General features: G+C 72.8%; 15 protein-coding genes. 6 read left to right on the forward strand and 9 right to left on the reverse strand.

The window, feature by feature from the left end; all coding sequences use genetic code 11:
• Positions 1–66: 66 nt before the first annotated feature.
• The 3 genes from O9K63_RS02620 to O9K63_RS02630 form a co-directional block, all read right to left on the reverse strand.
• Positions 67–663, reverse strand: coding sequence for a cadmium resistance transporter (locus O9K63_RS02620; RefSeq protein WP_277240278.1), 597 nt, complete (start codon positions 661–663; stop codon positions 67–69).
• Positions 660–1,019, reverse strand: coding sequence for a Cd(II)/Pb(II)-sensing metalloregulatory transcriptional regulator CmtR (cmtR, locus tag O9K63_RS02625; protein WP_277240280.1), 360 nt, complete (start codon positions 1,017–1,019; stop codon positions 660–662). The genes O9K63_RS02620 and cmtR overlap by 4 nt, the downstream gene beginning before the upstream one ends.
• 274 nt (positions 1,020–1,293) lie before the next feature.
• The gene (locus tag O9K63_RS02630; RefSeq protein ID WP_277240282.1) at positions 1,294–1,683 is read right to left on the reverse strand and encodes a hypothetical protein; all 390 of its coding nucleotides are present in this window, start codon (positions 1,681–1,683) and stop codon (positions 1,294–1,296) included.
• 147 nt (positions 1,684–1,830) lie between these two features.
• Here O9K63_RS02630 and O9K63_RS02635 point away from each other — a divergent pair, with 147 nt between their 5' ends.
• The gene (locus O9K63_RS02635) at positions 1,831–3,057 is read left to right on the forward strand and encodes an FAD-dependent monooxygenase (RefSeq protein ID WP_277240284.1); all 1,227 of its coding nucleotides are present in this window, start codon (positions 1,831–1,833) and stop codon (positions 3,055–3,057) included.
• On the opposite strand, the gene O9K63_RS02640 is transcribed toward O9K63_RS02635, so the two are convergent.
• Together O9K63_RS02640 and O9K63_RS02645 are read right to left on the reverse strand one after the other, a co-directional pair.
• Positions 3,047–4,234, reverse strand: coding sequence for a PucR family transcriptional regulator (locus tag O9K63_RS02640; RefSeq protein ID WP_277240286.1), 1,188 nt, complete (start codon positions 4,232–4,234; stop codon positions 3,047–3,049). The two genes, O9K63_RS02635 and O9K63_RS02640, sit on opposite strands and share 11 nt — an antisense overlap.
• An 11-nt stretch (positions 4,235–4,245) precedes the next feature.
• Positions 4,246–4,599 (reverse strand): VOC family protein, encoded by a 354-nt coding sequence (locus O9K63_RS02645; protein ID WP_277240288.1) that lies wholly within the window; start codon positions 4,597–4,599, stop codon positions 4,246–4,248.
• Between the two features lie 168 nt (positions 4,600–4,767).
• Between O9K63_RS02645 and O9K63_RS02650 the strand changes: the two genes are divergently transcribed.
• The 3 genes from O9K63_RS02650 to O9K63_RS02660 are packed head-to-tail and all read left to right on the forward strand — an operon-like array spanning position 4,768 to position 7,268.
• The gene (locus tag O9K63_RS02650; protein WP_277240290.1) at positions 4,768–5,688 is read left to right on the forward strand and encodes a 1-phosphofructokinase family hexose kinase; all 921 of its coding nucleotides are present in this window, start codon (positions 4,768–4,770) and stop codon (positions 5,686–5,688) included.
• A gap of 12 nt (positions 5,689–5,700) precedes the next feature.
• The gene (surE, locus tag O9K63_RS02655) at positions 5,701–6,462 is read left to right on the forward strand and encodes a 5'/3'-nucleotidase SurE (protein WP_277240292.1); all 762 of its coding nucleotides are present in this window, start codon (positions 5,701–5,703) and stop codon (positions 6,460–6,462) included.
• 50 nt (positions 6,463–6,512) lie between these two features.
• Entirely contained in the window at positions 6,513–7,268 is a 756-nt protein-coding gene (locus O9K63_RS02660) for an alpha/beta hydrolase family protein (RefSeq protein WP_277240294.1), read from the forward strand.
• A 207-nt stretch (positions 7,269–7,475) separates the two neighbouring features.
• Here O9K63_RS02660 and O9K63_RS02665 read toward each other — a convergent pair whose 3' ends face one another.
• From O9K63_RS02665 to O9K63_RS02680, 4 genes are read right to left on the reverse strand one after another with little or no spacing between them, the layout of a single operon-like run.
• Positions 7,476–8,702 carry a kynureninase gene (locus O9K63_RS02665; protein ID WP_277240296.1) on the reverse strand — a complete coding sequence of 409 codons (1,227 nt, stop codon included), beginning with the start codon at positions 8,700–8,702 and terminating at the stop codon, positions 7,476–7,478.
• Entirely contained in the window at positions 8,699–9,547 is an 849-nt protein-coding gene (gene kynA, locus O9K63_RS02670) for a tryptophan 2,3-dioxygenase (RefSeq protein ID WP_431190348.1), read from the reverse strand. Before kynA ends, O9K63_RS02665 begins: the two co-directional genes overlap by 4 nt.
• A gap of 9 nt (positions 9,548–9,556) precedes the next feature.
• Positions 9,557–10,888, reverse strand: coding sequence for an MFS transporter (locus O9K63_RS02675; protein ID WP_277240298.1), 1,332 nt, complete (start codon positions 10,886–10,888; stop codon positions 9,557–9,559).
• Between the two features lie 43 nt (positions 10,889–10,931).
• The gene (locus tag O9K63_RS02680; protein WP_277240299.1) at positions 10,932–12,074 is read right to left on the reverse strand and encodes a DUF1989 domain-containing protein; all 1,143 of its coding nucleotides are present in this window, start codon (positions 12,072–12,074) and stop codon (positions 10,932–10,934) included.
• A 40-nt stretch (positions 12,075–12,114) separates the two neighbouring features.
• Here O9K63_RS02680 and O9K63_RS02685 point away from each other — a divergent pair, with 40 nt between their 5' ends.
• Together O9K63_RS02685 and O9K63_RS02690 are read left to right on the forward strand one after the other, a co-directional pair.
• Positions 12,115–14,853 (forward strand): helix-turn-helix transcriptional regulator, encoded by a 2,739-nt coding sequence (locus tag O9K63_RS02685; RefSeq protein ID WP_277240301.1) that lies wholly within the window; start codon positions 12,115–12,117, stop codon positions 14,851–14,853.
• 60 nt (positions 14,854–14,913) lie between these two features.
• Positions 14,914–15,129 carry a hypothetical protein gene (locus O9K63_RS02690; protein WP_277240303.1) on the forward strand — a complete coding sequence of 72 codons (216 nt, stop codon included), beginning with the start codon at positions 14,914–14,916 and terminating at the stop codon, positions 15,127–15,129.
• The last annotated feature ends 37 nt before the right edge of the window (positions 15,130–15,166 follow it).

Consider the following 15,166-nt stretch of genomic DNA (forward strand, 5'->3'; position numbering starts at 1 on the left):
GGACCCACTTGCACAATGACATCCGAATCGGAGTTGCCCCCCGTCCTCTTGGTCGCTGTGGCTTCGTTAGAGACCGAAAGCTCCACCGCTGACGAGGATGACGATGCCGAGGCCGATCAGGACGATGGGGAACAGGATGTGTTCCCAGCGTTCCAGGACTTCGGCGATCAGTGGGCGGGTGGCGACGAACTTGGCGAGTATGACCAGGACAGCGACGAGCGCGAGGAAGACGATGCAGTAGGCAACCACCGCCATGGGTTCCACACTCAGGAAGACGGGGGTGTAGACGCCGATGTTGTCACCGCCGTTGGCGAAGGTAACCCCTGCGACGGTCCATGCGCTGACCTTCTTGCCCGCGACCTTGGCGTCATCGTCGTCATCGCCGCCGCGCCAGACTTGCCACGCAGCCCAGAGACCAAGAGCGAGAGGGATGAGCCCGAAGTACGGGATAGCCGCTGAGGGCAGGAAGGCTCCGGCTCCGATGGTCACCAGCACTGCGGCACCGAGGATTCCGGCGAACCCAAGGTACTGCCCGGCCAGGATGCGGGCGGTCGTGCCGCGCTGGCCCGCACCTCGAGCGAAGAAGAGGGAAAGCACGATGATGTCGTCGATATTGGTCGCCATGAACAGGCCGATCGCCTGTAGTGCCGTTGTCAGCATCACGCGTCCACCTCCCCTGCGCAGCAACCAGGCACCGAGCAGGCGGGATCAATGCACGGGGCGTTCTCGTCGACCGCGAGGGTGGCGTCGACCAGCGCCGTCAGGGCCTGCGCGAGATGCGAATCGGCGATCTCGTAGCGCGTCTTGCGGCCCTCGGGCTCGGCAATGACGATCCCGCAGTCGCGCAGGCAGGCCAGATGGTTGGACACGTTGGAGCGCGTCAGGCCCAGATCGTGGGCCAGCTCTGCTGGGTAGGCCGGTCGGTCGAGCAGGGTCAAGATGATCCGGGACCTCGTCGGGTCGGCCAGCGCGCGGCCCAGCCGGTGCATCACGTCCAAGCGAGAAGTAATAGTCAGCATCTGCTGAACTGTACAGCATGGACTGAACTATGATCGTCGAGTCCGCAGCAATCAGGCGCCCCCGCTCTCCGTCTCCAAAGAGTGACCCTCAACCGCGGACCTCCACGGCAGGGCCCGCTTTCGCGCCGTCGCGACGATGGTCTCCCCGCTATCCCGTCCGGCTTGCAGTTCCGGGACAGGGGGCGCTCTACGGCCCAGGCCGGGCTACGTCGCTTTCGTCGCTCACCTTGAGCGCACTTCGGCACAGCGCTCTCTCTGCGGCATGTGGAGGCAGTCAGGCTCGGGGCGTGCAGATAATGCGACTGTCGCAGCCGTTGTGGCCACCGTCCACCTCGACGGCGTCGCTCCAGGCCTGGCCGAAGTGCGCGCGGTCGTACCCCGTCTGCGGGGCGCGCCCCTTGACCGGGAGGGTGCCCAGCGCGGCGAGCGCGGGGGAGGGCGCGCCGGCGGTGGAGGAGGCACCCGACTCCGCGGCCGGTCGTGCCGTCTCGGTCGCCGTCACCGGGGACGGCGTGACGGTCTCGGGCGGGGCGGTGTCCGTCGCCGTCGTCGTCACCGTGGTGGTGGTCGTCGAGGCGGCCGTCGGCTCGCCCGGTGCGGTGCACGCCGCCCCCAGGGTGCTGACGACCAGGAGCGCGATCGTGCCGCGCAACCGCGTGGTCATGACCGAACGGTAGCCCGCGGCACCGACAGCCCCGACACCGCCTCTGCGGGTCCCGGGCGTTCTCCGACACAGTGTCCGATTCCCGACGGTGCAGTTGCGTCACCCGGCGCGATGACGGCGGCCCGCAGCCCTCGTAGCGTCGTCGTCATGGAGCAGACACCCCACGACGACGTGGTGATCATCGGCGCCGGCATCGGTGGGCTCACCCTGGCCCTCGCCCTGCGCGAGCGTGGCATCGACGCCACCGTCCTCGAGCGCACCGCGGAGCTGCGGGAGGTCGGGGCCGCGGTCGCGCTCTCGGCCAACGCGACGACCCTCTTCCGCCGCCTGGGCATCTACGACGCCCTCGAGGAGGTGTCCTGGGCGCAGACGGACCTGGTCTTCCGGGACGGCCGGACCGGGGCGACCCTGGGTCGCACACCCGTCGGGAGCGCCTACCGGGAGCGCTTCGGCGCGGACTACTGGGGCGTGCACCGCGCCGACCTGCAGCGGGTGCTCTCCGACGCCGTCGGCGCCGAGCGGATCAGGCTGTCCCACCACGTGCTCGACCTGCACGAGGAGGACGACCGTGTCCTGCTCGACCTCGCCGACGGGTCGCGACGCAGCGCGGGGATCGTCGTCGGTGCCGACGGGGCGCGCTCGCTCCTGCGCCGGTGGGTCGTCGGGTACGACGACGCGATCTACTCCGGACGCTCCGGGTTCCGCGGGATCGTCCCCACCGAGCAGCTGACCGAGCTGCCCGACCCGAGGGCGATCCAGTTCTGGATCGGACCGACCGGCCACCTCCTGCACTACGCGATGGGTGGGCAGGGCCAGGACGTGAATTTCCTCGCCGTCAGCCGCACCCCGCAGGAGTGGACCGCCGAGGGCTGGGTCGAGCCGGCGAGGGACGAGGAGAAGTTCCTCCCCTTCGCAGGGTGGCACCCGGCCGTCACGCAGATGCTGGGGGCCGGCGAGGTCGACCAGCGGTGGGCCCTGATGCGCCGGCCCCCGCTGTCGACGTGGCACCGCGGCCGGGTCGTGCTCCTCGGCGACGCCGCGCACGCCCTCGTCCCGCACCACGGCCAGGGCGCCAACCAGTCGATCGAGGACACGTGGGCCCTGGCAGAGGAGCTCGCCGCCGCGGACCCTGCCGATCCGACGCCGGCCTTCGAGGCCTACGAGGGGAGACGTCGCCTGCGCACGCGTGCCGTCCAGTTCGCCTCGTGGCAGGTCGCGGAGGTGCTCCACCTCCCGGACGGGCCGGCGGCGGAGGCGCGCAACGCCGAGATGGCGACGACGGACTACTTCGAGGACAAGCTCGCCTGGATCCACGGCTACGACCCGACCGTCGACTCGGGGATCCGGCCGGGGGCCCGCGTCCTCAACCGGTGAGCATCCCGGCCAGGCGCGCCACCCGCAGGCCGGTGTGCAGCTCGCGGCGCGCCACCCCGGCGCGCAGGTCCGCGCCGGTCGTGGTGCGGATGCGGGTGAGCCGGTAGTACAGGGTCGAGCGGTGGATGCCCAGGTCGATGGCCGTGGCCCGCGCGTCCCCACCGGCGGCGAGGTAGGCCTCGAGCGTGGGGACGTCGACCTCGCGGTGGTCGCTCGCCAGGAGTCGGGCCACGCCCTCGGGCAGGTCGTCGGCGGTCAGCCGTGCCAGCGGCAGCCGCAGCAGCAGCTTGTCCAGACCGAGGTCGGACCAAGTCGTCACCCGGGGGTGCGTCGCCGGGTCGAGGCACGCCGCGCGCCACGCCCGGCCGGCCTGCTCGTGGCTCGTGGCCACCTCCGTGAGGTCGGTGACGACTCCGCCGATCCCGGCGCGGACCTCGCCGAGCCCGGGCGCCGCGAGCACCCGCTCGAGCCGGTCCCGCACGACCGGCCGGGGGAAGACCAGCACCCCGTGGCCCTCGACGAGGCCGCCGACGACCGTGGCCGTGGAGGTGCGCGCCACGAAGTCGAGGGTGGTCTCGACGGCGGTGCGCGCGGTCCAGGTGCCGTCCGGGTGGTCGGTGCCGTCCGGGTAGTCGGTGCCGTCCGGGTCGACCGCGGGTACACCGAGGACGACCGCGCAGTACTGACCGGTGGCACCGACCAACCCCTCGGCGACGAGTGCCGCCGCGGCGCGCCCACGCTCGACCGCCGGTGCCTGCGTCGCGAGGAGCGACGACAGCAGCTCGCCCGCACGCGCGGCCTCGCGCTCGGCGGACCTCGCCCGCAGCGACAGCAGCACCCCCAGGTGGGCGGCGCCGTCGGCGAGGGCCGCCGCGTCGGGTGCGGGGACCCCCTTCGCCCGCACGTGCAGGAGGTGACCGACCCGGTGACGATCGTCGCGAAGGGGATGCAGCACCCACCGCGTTCCGTCACCGGCCTCGCGGACGACGGGACCGTCGGCGCCCGCGGGCAGCGGGGGCCAGGTGTCGCTGTGCGCGAGGAGGTGGGAGAGGCGGGCGCGGTCCTCCTCGGACTCGTGGATCGAGTAGGCGATGACCCGCATCCGCTCGTCGAGCACGACGAGGCGGTGCTGCACGGCCTCGGAGAGGTCCTGCAGGGCGTCGTCGAGGTTCGTCACCGGTGGGGTGGCTACCGGGCGAGCGGGCTGTAGAGGACCAGGCCGTTGCCCTGCGCGTCGTAGACCACGGCACGGCGCTCGTGCGCGTCGTCGTAGGGGCCCTTGGCGATGGCGCCGCCCCCCGCCTCGATCGCGGTCGCGGCACCGTCGACGTCGTCGGTCCTGATGCCGGGGACGACCTTGCCGGGCATCGGGTGGTCCACGGAGGTCGCGAGCGCGATGGTGACCGACCCGCCGTCGAGGGCGGCGAAGTGGGCCCCGTCGCGGAACTTCAGCGGCATCCCCAGGGTCTCGGTGTAGAAGGCGATCGACGCATCGAGGTCGTCGGTCGAGAGCATGATCATCCGGACGTCGTGGTTGCCCACGGGCGCCTCCTCGGGAGTCGGGTGGGAGGTCCTGACCGGCCGGTCGGCCGCTCGTGCCCACGAGGCCAGATTAGTCCCGGGTCCGCGCACTCCCGCCCGGGGTGTCAGCACCGCGATTGTGGGTATCAGGCCACCGGACCCACCCCCGACAGACAGGAGTCGACGGACATGGTCGATGCTGCGGTCTTCGCCCCCTCGCCGTTGCTGACGGTCACCGTCGAGCAGGACGCGAACGACGAGGCGGAGGTGCACCTGCACGCGGGCGGCCAGGGATTCTGGATCGCCCGGATGGTCGTGGCTCTGGGGGGAGGTGCCCTCCTCTGCGCGCCCCTGGGCGGGGAGGGCGGACCGGTGCTGCGCGCCCTGGTCGAGGCCGAGGGGGTCACGCCGATCTCCGGCGCCGCCACCCGCGCCAACGGCGCCTACGTGCACGACCGCCGTGGCGGTGACCGGACGGTCGTGGCGGAGATGCGACCGGCGGTCCTGTCCCGCCACGAGGTCGATGCCCTCTTCAGCGCGACGCTGGCCGCCGGGCTGGCGGCCGACGTCGCCGTGCTGGGTGGCCCGCACGCCCCCGACGTCGTGCCGGCGGACGTCTACCGCCGGCTCGCCGCCGACCTGCGCTCCGCCGGAGTCGACGTGGTCGCAGACCTGTCGGGGGAGCCCCTGTCGGCGGCACTCGAGGGTGGGGTCACCGTCATCAAGGTCAGCCACGAGGACCTCATGGAGGACGGCCGCCTCGCCGACGACGACCCGGCGACCCTGCTTGAGGCCATGCACGATCTCGCCCGTGAGGGCGCGAACCACGTGGTGATCTCCCGGGGAGGCGATCCCACGATGGCGCTGGTGGACGGTGAGCCGCTGACGATCTCGGGGCCGCAGATGCAGCTCGTCGACCACCGAGGGGCCGGCGACTCGATGACCGCCGGGATGGCGGTGGCGCTCGGTGGCGGTGAGGACATGCGCGAGGCCCTGCGGCTCGGCGCCGCGGCCGGCACCGCCAATGTCACCCGGAAGGGACTGGCCACCGGCCAGCGACGGCTGGTCGAGCAGCTGGCCCGACGCATCGACGTGCAGCCACTGCGGTGAGGAGGTGATCACGTGCACGCGCTGGTGACCAATGACGACGGGATCGACAGCCGGGGCCTGGGCACGCTCGCCCGGGTCGCGGTCGAAGCGGGCCTCGACGTGGTGGTGGCCGCTCCGGACGAGGAGTTCAGCGGTGCGAGCGCGTCGCTGACCGCGCTGGAGGCCGACGGCCGCCTGCGGACGCACGCGCGTCGGCTCGAGGGGCTTGCGGGGGTGCGCACGCTCGGGGTCGAGGCCAGCCCGGCCTTCATCACCTTCGCGTCGGTCCACGAGGCCTTCGGACCGGCCCCCGGGGTCGTGCTCTCGGGGATCAACCACGGTCCGAACGTCGGGCAGGCCGTGCTGCACTCCGGCACGATCGGGGCGGCGCTCACCGCGCGGACCCACGGGATCCCGTCGCTCGCGATCTCGTGCACCTCTCCCGAGCCGGTCCACCTGGACACCTGCGCCCGGGTGGCCGCACGCGTCCTCGCCTGGTTGCTCGAGCGGCCGGGTGACGGGGCGATCGTCCTCAGCGTCAACGTCCCCGACGTGCCCCCGGACGAGCTGCGCGGTCTGCGCCCGGCCCGGTTGGCGTCCTTCGGTGCCGTCCAGGCCGAGGTGGGGGAGATCGGTGAGGACCACGTGACGATGACCATCCGGGAGACCGATGACGAGCTCGAGCCGGGCACGGATGCCGCTCTGACAGCGGACGGTTGGGCCACCGTGACCACCCTCGCGGCGCCCTGTGAGGTGCACGATGTGGATGTCGCCGGCCTCGACGACAGCGGATAGCGCTCGATTGCGGCACCATGGGAGGTCGTGCAGTCGACCAAGGAGTGACCGTGTCCCCAGGACCGCTCTCGGCCGAGGTGGCCGAGGACGAGGCGCTGGCCCGCCTGCTCGAGGAGGGCCAGCGCGGCGACACCGGGACCGTGGAGCATTACGGCGCCGCGACGGACGCCGTCGTCGAGCGCTACGGGCCGGTGGACGCCCCGGCGATCGTGCTGGTGCACGGGGGGTACTTCCGCCCGGGCGTGGACCGGACCCACTCGCGGCCCCAGGCGCGGGCACTCGCTGCTCAGGGGTGGCAGGTGCTGCTCCCCGAGTACCGACGGGTGCCCGGTGCGGCGTGCACCACGACCGAGGACCTCGCTGCCCTGGACGCCCACCTGCGTGATCAGCACGTCGACGTGCGCGCGTGGGTCGGGCACTCCGCCGGTGGGGCACTAGTGCTCTGGCGGGCGCTGGCCCCCGAGCTGCCACCCGTGCGCGTGGTCGCCCTCGCGCCCGTGGCCGACCTCGATGCCGCGGTCGCGCAGCGCCTCGGGGGCGACGCGGTCCGGGACTGGGTCGGTGCCGGTCCGCGCGACGCGCCCATGACCTATGCCCGGCTGGACCCGATCCGCCTGGCGGCGCGTGCCCCGGAGGCACTCGAGCGCGTCCACCTCGTGCACGGCACCAGCGACGCGACGGTCCCCGTGGGCCAGACCGAGGACTTCCCGGCCGCCCGGACCCTCGTGCGCGACGCGCACCACTTCGACCTCATCGACCCTGCGTCCCGGCACTGGCCGGCCGTCCTCGGGGCCATCCGCGGCTGAGGCGGGCGTGCGCAGGGGGGTGGCGTCCGTCTCCGTCCCGTAGGGGAGAGGTGTGTCCTGTGCAGGCTTGTGCCCTACCTCATCCCGTGGGACGCATCCCACGGGATGAGGTAGGGCACAAGCCTGCCGAAGAGAGGTCGGAGTGGCCCGCCCGAGGCGGTCCCCAGTCAGCCCGCGTGCCAGGTCCGGTGTCCGGCGTGCCCGGGGTCAGTGTCCCGGTCGCTCGAGAAGGGCCTCGATCCGCGACAGCGCGTCGGCCACCTCGGTGAAGCTGGTGCTCAGTGGGGAGAGGCCCAGCCGGATCCCGTCGGGCTCACGGAAGTCGGGGATGACGTCCTGCGCCCACAGGTCCCGGGTGAGCTCGCGGGAGCGCGGGTGCCCGATCGTCACGTGCCCCCCGCGGCGGGAGTCCTCGCGCGGCGAGACCACGCGCACCCCGTGGTCGGCCAGCAACTCGTCGACGCCGTCGATGACGAAGCGTCCCAGGGCGCTCGCCTTGGCCCGGACCCGGTCCAGCCCCACCCGCTCGATGAGGTCGACGGTGTCCTCGATGCCGGCCATCCCCAGCACGGACGGCGTCCCGGAGACGAAGGCGCGCATCCCCGCTCCGGGCCGGTACCCCGGACCCATGGCGAACGGCTCGGCGTGGCCCATCCACCCCTGGATCGGCTGGCGCAGCCTCTCCTGGTGGCGGGCGGCGACGTATCCGAAGGCGGGTGCACCCGGGCCGCCGCCGAGGAACTTGTAGCTGCAGCCGACGGCGAGGTCGACCTGGTGTGCGTCGAGGTCGCTCGGGAGGACGCCGACGGAGTGGCACAGGTCCCACAGGACGAGCGCGCCCGCGTCGTGGGCGAGGGCGGTGATCGCCGGCAGGTCGGCGACCCACGCCGACTTGTACGCCACGTGGGAGAGGAGGACGACACCGGTGCGGTCGGTGAGGGCACCGGCGACGAGCCCGGGGGTGACCCCCTTCGCCGGGTCCGGCTCCAGCCAGACCAGCTCGGCGCCGGTCTCCGCCGCGATCCCTTCTGCGACATAGCGGTCGGTGGGGAAGTTCTCCGTGTCGAGCACGATCTCCGGGCGCTGCGGGCCGGCGGCGGCGACCGCGGCGCGCAGCAGCTTGTAGAGCATCACCGTCGTGGAGTCACCGAGGACCGTCTGCCCGTACGCCGCGCCGAGGCAGACCTGCCCGATCCGGTCGCCCAGGCGCAGCGGCAGCTCCATCCACTGCTCGTCCCACGAGCGGATGAGCCGGGTGCCCCAGTCGTGCCGCACGAGGTGCTCCATCCGCTCCGCGGTGGCGCGGAGGGGGCGACCGAGCGAGTTGCCGTCGAGGTAGGCGACGAGCCCCTCTGCCGGGAGGAACTCCTCCCGGCAGGCGGCCAGCGGGTCGCCGGCGTCGAGCTCGGCGGCACGGGTGTGCAAGAGGCTCACGCGCCGATCTCCGTGCGCACGGCGAAGAGCTCGGGGAAGAAGGTCAGGTCGAGCGCCTGCTGCAGGAAGCCGACGCCGGAGCTGCCGCCGGTGCCCCGCTTCATGCCGATGATGCGTTGGACGGTCTTGAGGTGGCGGAAGCGCCACAGCTGGAAGTTGTCCTCGAGGTCGACCAGCTCCTCGCACGCCTCGTAGACGTCCCAGTGCTCCTCGGCGTCCTCGTAGATCCCGCGGAAGAGCGCCGTGAGCTCCTGGTCGAGCTCGTGGGCGCGGGTGACGTCCCGGGTGAGGACCCGCTCGGGGATCGCATAGCCACGGCGGGCGAGGTGGCGCAGGAACTCGTCGTAGAGGCTCGGGGCCTCGAGCAACTCGGCCAGCCGGGCCCGGGCGTCCGGGTCGTCGGCGAAGACCCGCAGCATGCCGGCGTGCTTGTTGCCGAGGGCGAACTCGACGGCGCGGTACTGCCAGGACTGGAAGCCCGAGGCGTGGCCCAGGTGCGGGCGCAGCTCCTGGTACTCGGTGGGCGTCAGGGTGGCCAGGACGGACCACTGCTCGGTGAGGGTGCGCTGGATGTGCTTGACGCGGGCGACGCGCTTGAGGGCGATGCGCATCTCGTCCTGCGCGAGCAGCGCCATCGCCGAGCGCGTCTCGTGCAGCACGAGCTTCAGCCACAGCTCCGAGGTCTGGTGCTGGATGATGAAGAGCATCTCGTCGTGGTGCTCCGGGACGCTGATGGGGCGCTGCGCGTCGAGGAGCGTGTCGAGGGCGAGGTAGGAGCCGTAGGACATCTCCTCGCGGAAGTCGTGGTGGACGCCGTCCTCGATGTCACGTGTGTTGCCGGTCACCCCGACACCCTACGACCCCTGCGAGACCTCCGGCAGGCGCGCCGAGGCGAGCACACCGAGGAGTCCCAGGCCCGCGAGGAAGAGCAGCGCCCAGGTGACGCCGAACGTGGCCAGCGCCGAGCTGAGGGCGCCGACGACGAGCAGGACCAGCCCCATCGCGGAGTTCGACACCGCGACGTAGGTGGTGCGTCGGTCACCCTCGGCCAGGTCCACGATGTAGGTCTTGCGGCCCACGCGGACGCCGGTGTGGGTCAGGGTGAGCAGGAAGTAGCAGCCGACGAAGAGCACGTAGGCGAGCACGGATCCGTCGGGGACGTCGAGGACGGTGACGGCGAGCACGAGCAGCACGATGACCCCCGAGGCGAAGGCGGCGCCACCGGCCATCAACCGCTTGCTGGAGCGGTCGGCCAGCCGGCCGAAGACCCGTCCCCCGAGCAGGGCCGCGACTCCCGAGGCGAGGATGAAGCCACCGAGCCCGCCGAGTCCCTCCGTGCCCGAGCGCACGGCGAGCACGACGACGAAGGGCGGGGACAGCGCCGAGACGAGCAGGAAGCTGCGGACGGTGACGAAGGTGCGGAAGGCCTGGTCGCGCCGCAGCATCGAGAAGGTCTGGACGAACCAGTTCGGCTCCTCGTCCGTGCCGCGGATCGACGGTGCCGCGGTGTCGTCGGCGGGCTCGCGGACGGTGATGTACACCGCCGCGACGAGAACCCAGAGGGCCGCGCCGGCCGCGAGCAGCCAGACCAGCTGCGCCGCTGCGATGTCGCCGCCCCCGACCGTGCGCACCCCGAGCCCGAGAGTGATCGCGACGAGGCCCGAGGCGGTCGTGGCGAGGCCGTTGATCTGGCCGCGTTCCCCCTTCGGCACGGTGCGGCCCTGCACGTCCTTGGAGGAGATCGAGCACAGGCACCGACCGAGGGCGAAGACCGCGAGGGCGGCGATGATGACCACGCCGGCCGCCAGCCCGCGGCCGAGCGCAGCCGTGCCCGCCATGACGGCCACGGATGCGGCCTGCACCAGTGCGCCGGCGACGAAGACGTGCTTGCGGTGGCGCACCCGCAGCACGAGCGGGGTCAGCAGGGCCTGGGGGAGCATCGACCCGGACTCGCGGATCGGCACGAGGACACCCGTGAGTGCCGCGGGCACGCCGAGGGCGTGGAAGAGCCACGGCAGGACGGTCGAGGCGTTGACCGTCTGGTCGCCCGAGGACTGCAGCGCGTTGGCCAGGACCAGCCGGAGGCCGTTGCGGGGGACGTCCCGGCGCACACCCTCGGGCAGTGCCTGCTCGGCCTCGACGTCGCGCCGGATCAACCGGTCGTGGATCCGCTCGCTGGTGCTCACCGAGGGAGTATCCCGCATGCGGGAGGCTTGTCGGACACGTGCGTCAGGCCCAGGGGCGTGCCCTCAGTCCGTGGTCCTGCGCGTAGGCCGCCCGCTGCGGCGGCTGCCAGCCGGCCAGGGCCTCGTCCGGCACCGAGTAGACCTCGATGCCCAGCGGCCGGCAGACCGCCTCCGTGTCCCCGGCCTCGGGTCCGAACATCGGCACCGACAGGTCACCGCCGGGACACGCCGACAGGGCGGCGAGGAGGTCGATCTCGGCGAAGAACTCGAAGTAGTCGCCCTTCGTGGCGGGACAGGTCTTCATGAAGTACTCGTCGCGCTCGTTCAACCCCGTGCACTGGAAGACGTTGAGCACGTCGTGCACGTCGAACTCGGTCAGGTGCCACGGTCGCACGGCCCGGGTGAGGTTGGAGTGGCAGTGGTAGTCGAAGGGGGCGTCATTCAGCATCTGGTTGACGTACGGGTCGCACCGGGTGCCGAGCAGGTCGTGGACGCGCCCCCCTTCCTCGTCCACGCCGTAGTCCTCGAGGGAGTCGCCGGTGATCGTCACGAGCGGGCGGAGGAAGGGCAGCGTCGACCACAGCCGGTCGAATGTGCTCACGTGTGCCGACTGCAGCTGTCGGGTGCGGGCGGCCCAGAGGCGCTCGCGGGGGTCGTGGCGGTTCCACAGGTTGAGGTCGGCCACCTGTGGGCCCTCGATCGTGACGATCCGGCAGACGTGCCCGGCCGGCACCTCCCACGCCCGACCGCTGCGGATCGGGACGACGAAGGAGTCCACGAGCTCGCGCCCCTCGGTCATCGACCCGATCCGGCCGTAGAGGTCACGGTCGAGGTCGAGGGGACCGCCGGGGTCGGACTGGTACGCAGCATCGGTGAGGCTCATGGACCCATCGTGACCCACGAGCGCCGACCCTGACGATGGCTGAGGCGCGCAGGCTCCCACCTCAACCACCGGTGGCTGGGGTGGGAGGAGCTCTGCGACGACCCTCGAAGCCACCTGCTCGTGGCTCGGCGCCTCCGCCTCGCCGGCGCTGGCCCGGACGAGGTCGACGACGGCCTCGTCGATGTCACCGCAGCCCTCGACGAGCGGGTCGTCCTTGCCGACCCGGCCGCCGAAGAGCCGTCCGGTCGTGCCGTCGTCCCGGGCGATGGGCAGGTCCTGACCGTACGGCCAGATGCCGCGCAACAGTAAGGTGGTGGTGCCAAGTGGTCGGGGAAGTGGTGCGATGACGCAGCAGGAGGCAGGGTCCGAACTCGCGCACACCCTGCGTGGCGAGTGGCCCTTCACGAGCCGCGACGCCGAGCTGCACCTCGTCACCGCGCTGCTGGGCCCGACCAACGGCCATCCGACCGGTCCCCGGGGCGCGGTCGTGGTGGCGCCCGCCGGTGTCGGGAAGACCCGGTTGCTGCGCGAGGTGCGTTGGTGGGCGGAGTCCAGGGGACTGGTGACCTCCTCGGTCATCGCCACGCGAGCGGCCTCCCGCACGCCCTACGGCGCTGTCCTGCACCTGCTGCCCGAGGGCGCGGCCGACCAACCGGACCCGGCCGCGTGGCACGGTTCGTTCTCCGCGCAGCTGCGGTCCGAGGGGCGACGGACGGTGGTGCTGGTCGACGACGCGCACCACCTCGACCAGGCCAGCGCGGCCCTGCTGCTGCAGCTGAGCCTCGACGGCGTGGCGATACCGGTGGTCACCGTGCGGCGCGGCGAGAGCGTCCCGGACCCGGTCACCGCACTGTGGAAGGAGGACTTGGCGCTGCGGGTGGACCTGCAGCCCCTCTCGACGACGGAGATGGGCGGCCTCATCCGCCGGGCGCTGGGCGGACCGGTCAGCGACCGGACCGTCGCTCGGCTGACCGCGGTCAGCGGCGGCAACGTGCTCTACGCCCGCGAGCTGGTCATGGCCGCCGCCGAGCGCGGGTCACTGAAGGTCCGGGACGGGGTGTGGATGTGGGACGAGGAGGTCGTGCTCGCTCCCCGCCTGGTGGATGCGGTGTGGGCTCGCCTCGAGGCCCTGGACCCGGCCCAGCGCCACGCCCTGGCCGCGGTCGCCATCGGGGAGCCCCTGCCGCTGAGCGTGGCCGAGGCCCTCGCCTCCACGGAGGTGCTCTCCGGGCTGGAGGAGCTCGGCCTCGTGCACGTGGACGACTCCGACGCGCGCGGGGTCCTGCGTCTGGGGCACCCGCTCTACGGCGAGGTGCTCGTGGCCCGGATCGGCTCGATCGGGCGACGGCGGATGGTGGGCGCCCTGGCGGAGGCCTTCGACGCGGCCGACCCCCGCGAGGCGGAGGCCTCCCGGGTGCGCATCGTGACCTGGCGCCTGGACGCCGGTCGCACGCAGAGCCGGGAGACGTTGCTGGACGCGGCGGTCCGGGCGAACCAGGTCTTCGCGCACCCGCTGGCGGCACGGTTGGCGCAGGCGGCGCTGGAGGCCGGCGACGCGGATCCCGCCGGACGCGCACCGGTCGTAATCGAGCTCGGTCGGGCACTGGTGGGCTGCAACCGCGCCGAGGAGGCACTTCCCCTGCTGACCGAGGTCGAGGACGCCGTGCTCGCGAGCGCCGACCCGCAGCTGGTGGACGACTACGTCGAGGTGCGCTTCCGGGCGAAGTACTACGGCCTGGGTCACGGCGAGGAGGTCGAGGCCCTCCTGGACCGCGTCGGCGGCGGGGCCCGCGCCCCGGAGGGCGGCGACAGCACCCCGAGCCGCGCGGAGCGGCTGGCGCCCTACCGAGCGAGCATCGTCCTGGGCCGGGGCCGACCACGGGAGGCGCTGGACATCGTCGAGCCACTGCTCGACCGCTCGGACATCTCCCCGCTGCACCGGATGATGGCCCTGGAGATCGCCGGTGAGGCGCTGGGTGAGCTGGGGCTGCACCGGCAGGCGGAGGGGGTGTGGGACCGCCTGCGGCAGTTCCCCGTCGGTGCGACCGCCCGGGCCTCCGGGGCGGCCGCCGAGGCGGACCTCCAGGCCGTCTTCAGCGGCATGCTGGACGGTCGCATGACCGACGTGCTCCCGGCGCTCACCCGGGTGCACGCGGCGATGTCCGACAGCCCGGACGTGATCAACCGAGGGCTGGCGTGCCTGGGGCTGGGCCGGGCCCTCCTGCACGTCGGGCGGCTCGCGCAGGCGCGCGCCGTGCTCCTGGACGCTGTCGAGGACTTCCGCAAGGTCGACCTGGGGGAGTCGCTCGCCTGGTCGCTGACCCTGCTCAGCCAGACGGCCGCGGTCAGCCACCGGGTCGACAGGGCGCGGCGGCGGTGGGAGGAGGCGGCGGCGGCACGACGGGGCACCGCACCCGCGTGGCAGGCCGCCGACGTCGTCATGGCGGAGGTGTGGCTGAAGGTCGCCGAGGGTGATCGCACGGCCGCGGCGGCGATCGCCCTCGCGGGGGCGGAGCAGTACCCGCAGTTGGAGCTGGCCCGTGCCGGTCTGCTCCACCTGGCCTGCCGGTTGGGCGAGCGGGGCGCGGAGGTGACCACCTCCCTTCGCCGGATCGCCGATCGCGCCGAGTGCGCGTACCCGACCCTGCTCGCGGACCACGCGGACGCGATGCGTGCAGATGACCGGCGCGCCCTGGAGGAGGTCGCCGAGCGCTTCGCCGAGCGCGGGCTGATCCCGTTGGCGGTCGAGGCCGCAGGGCAGTCCGCGCACGCCCACCGGGCCGTCGGGTCGGCCGACGGTGCGCGGCGCATGACCGGCCGGGCGCAGATCCTCGCCCGGCAGATCGACGGCGGGGCCGCCCAGACCCTGGCCCCGCAGGAACCGGTCATCGGACTGAGCCGTCGCGAGCACGAGGTGGCGGCGCTGGCCGCGGCCGGGATGAGCAATGCCGACATCGCACAGCGGCTCGTGGTCTCCGTGCGCACGGTCGAGTCGCACCTGTACCAGGTCTTCGCCAAGCTGGGCATCACCACACGCTCCGACCTGGAGAAGTACCTGCCCCCGTCCGCGGGCCCACCGTGACCCGGCCTCCAGTAGTGGACCACTGAGGTGGCCACGGCCCCGTCGTGCTGGGGTGGGCCCATGACCAGCAGCGAGTGGGAGAGACGGGTCGACGCGATGTCGCCGGCCCACGGTGTCGCCCTCCGTCTGCGCCGCGCCGGGTACGAGGACGTCGTCATCGCCACGGCGCTGGGGGTGCCCGTGGAGTCGGTCGCCGCGTTGCTGCTGGTGGCGCAGGGCAAGTTCGACGGCAACGGTGACGCCGTGGAGGAGGCGGAACCAGTAGTCGACCACTGAGGTGGCGGGGGGCCGCGCGAGCCTACTGTCAGGTCAG

Origin of the sequence: Janibacter cremeus (genome assembly GCF_029395675.1) — a bacterium.
GTDB lineage: Bacteria > Actinomycetota > Actinomycetes > Actinomycetales > Dermatophilaceae > Janibacter > Janibacter cremeus_A.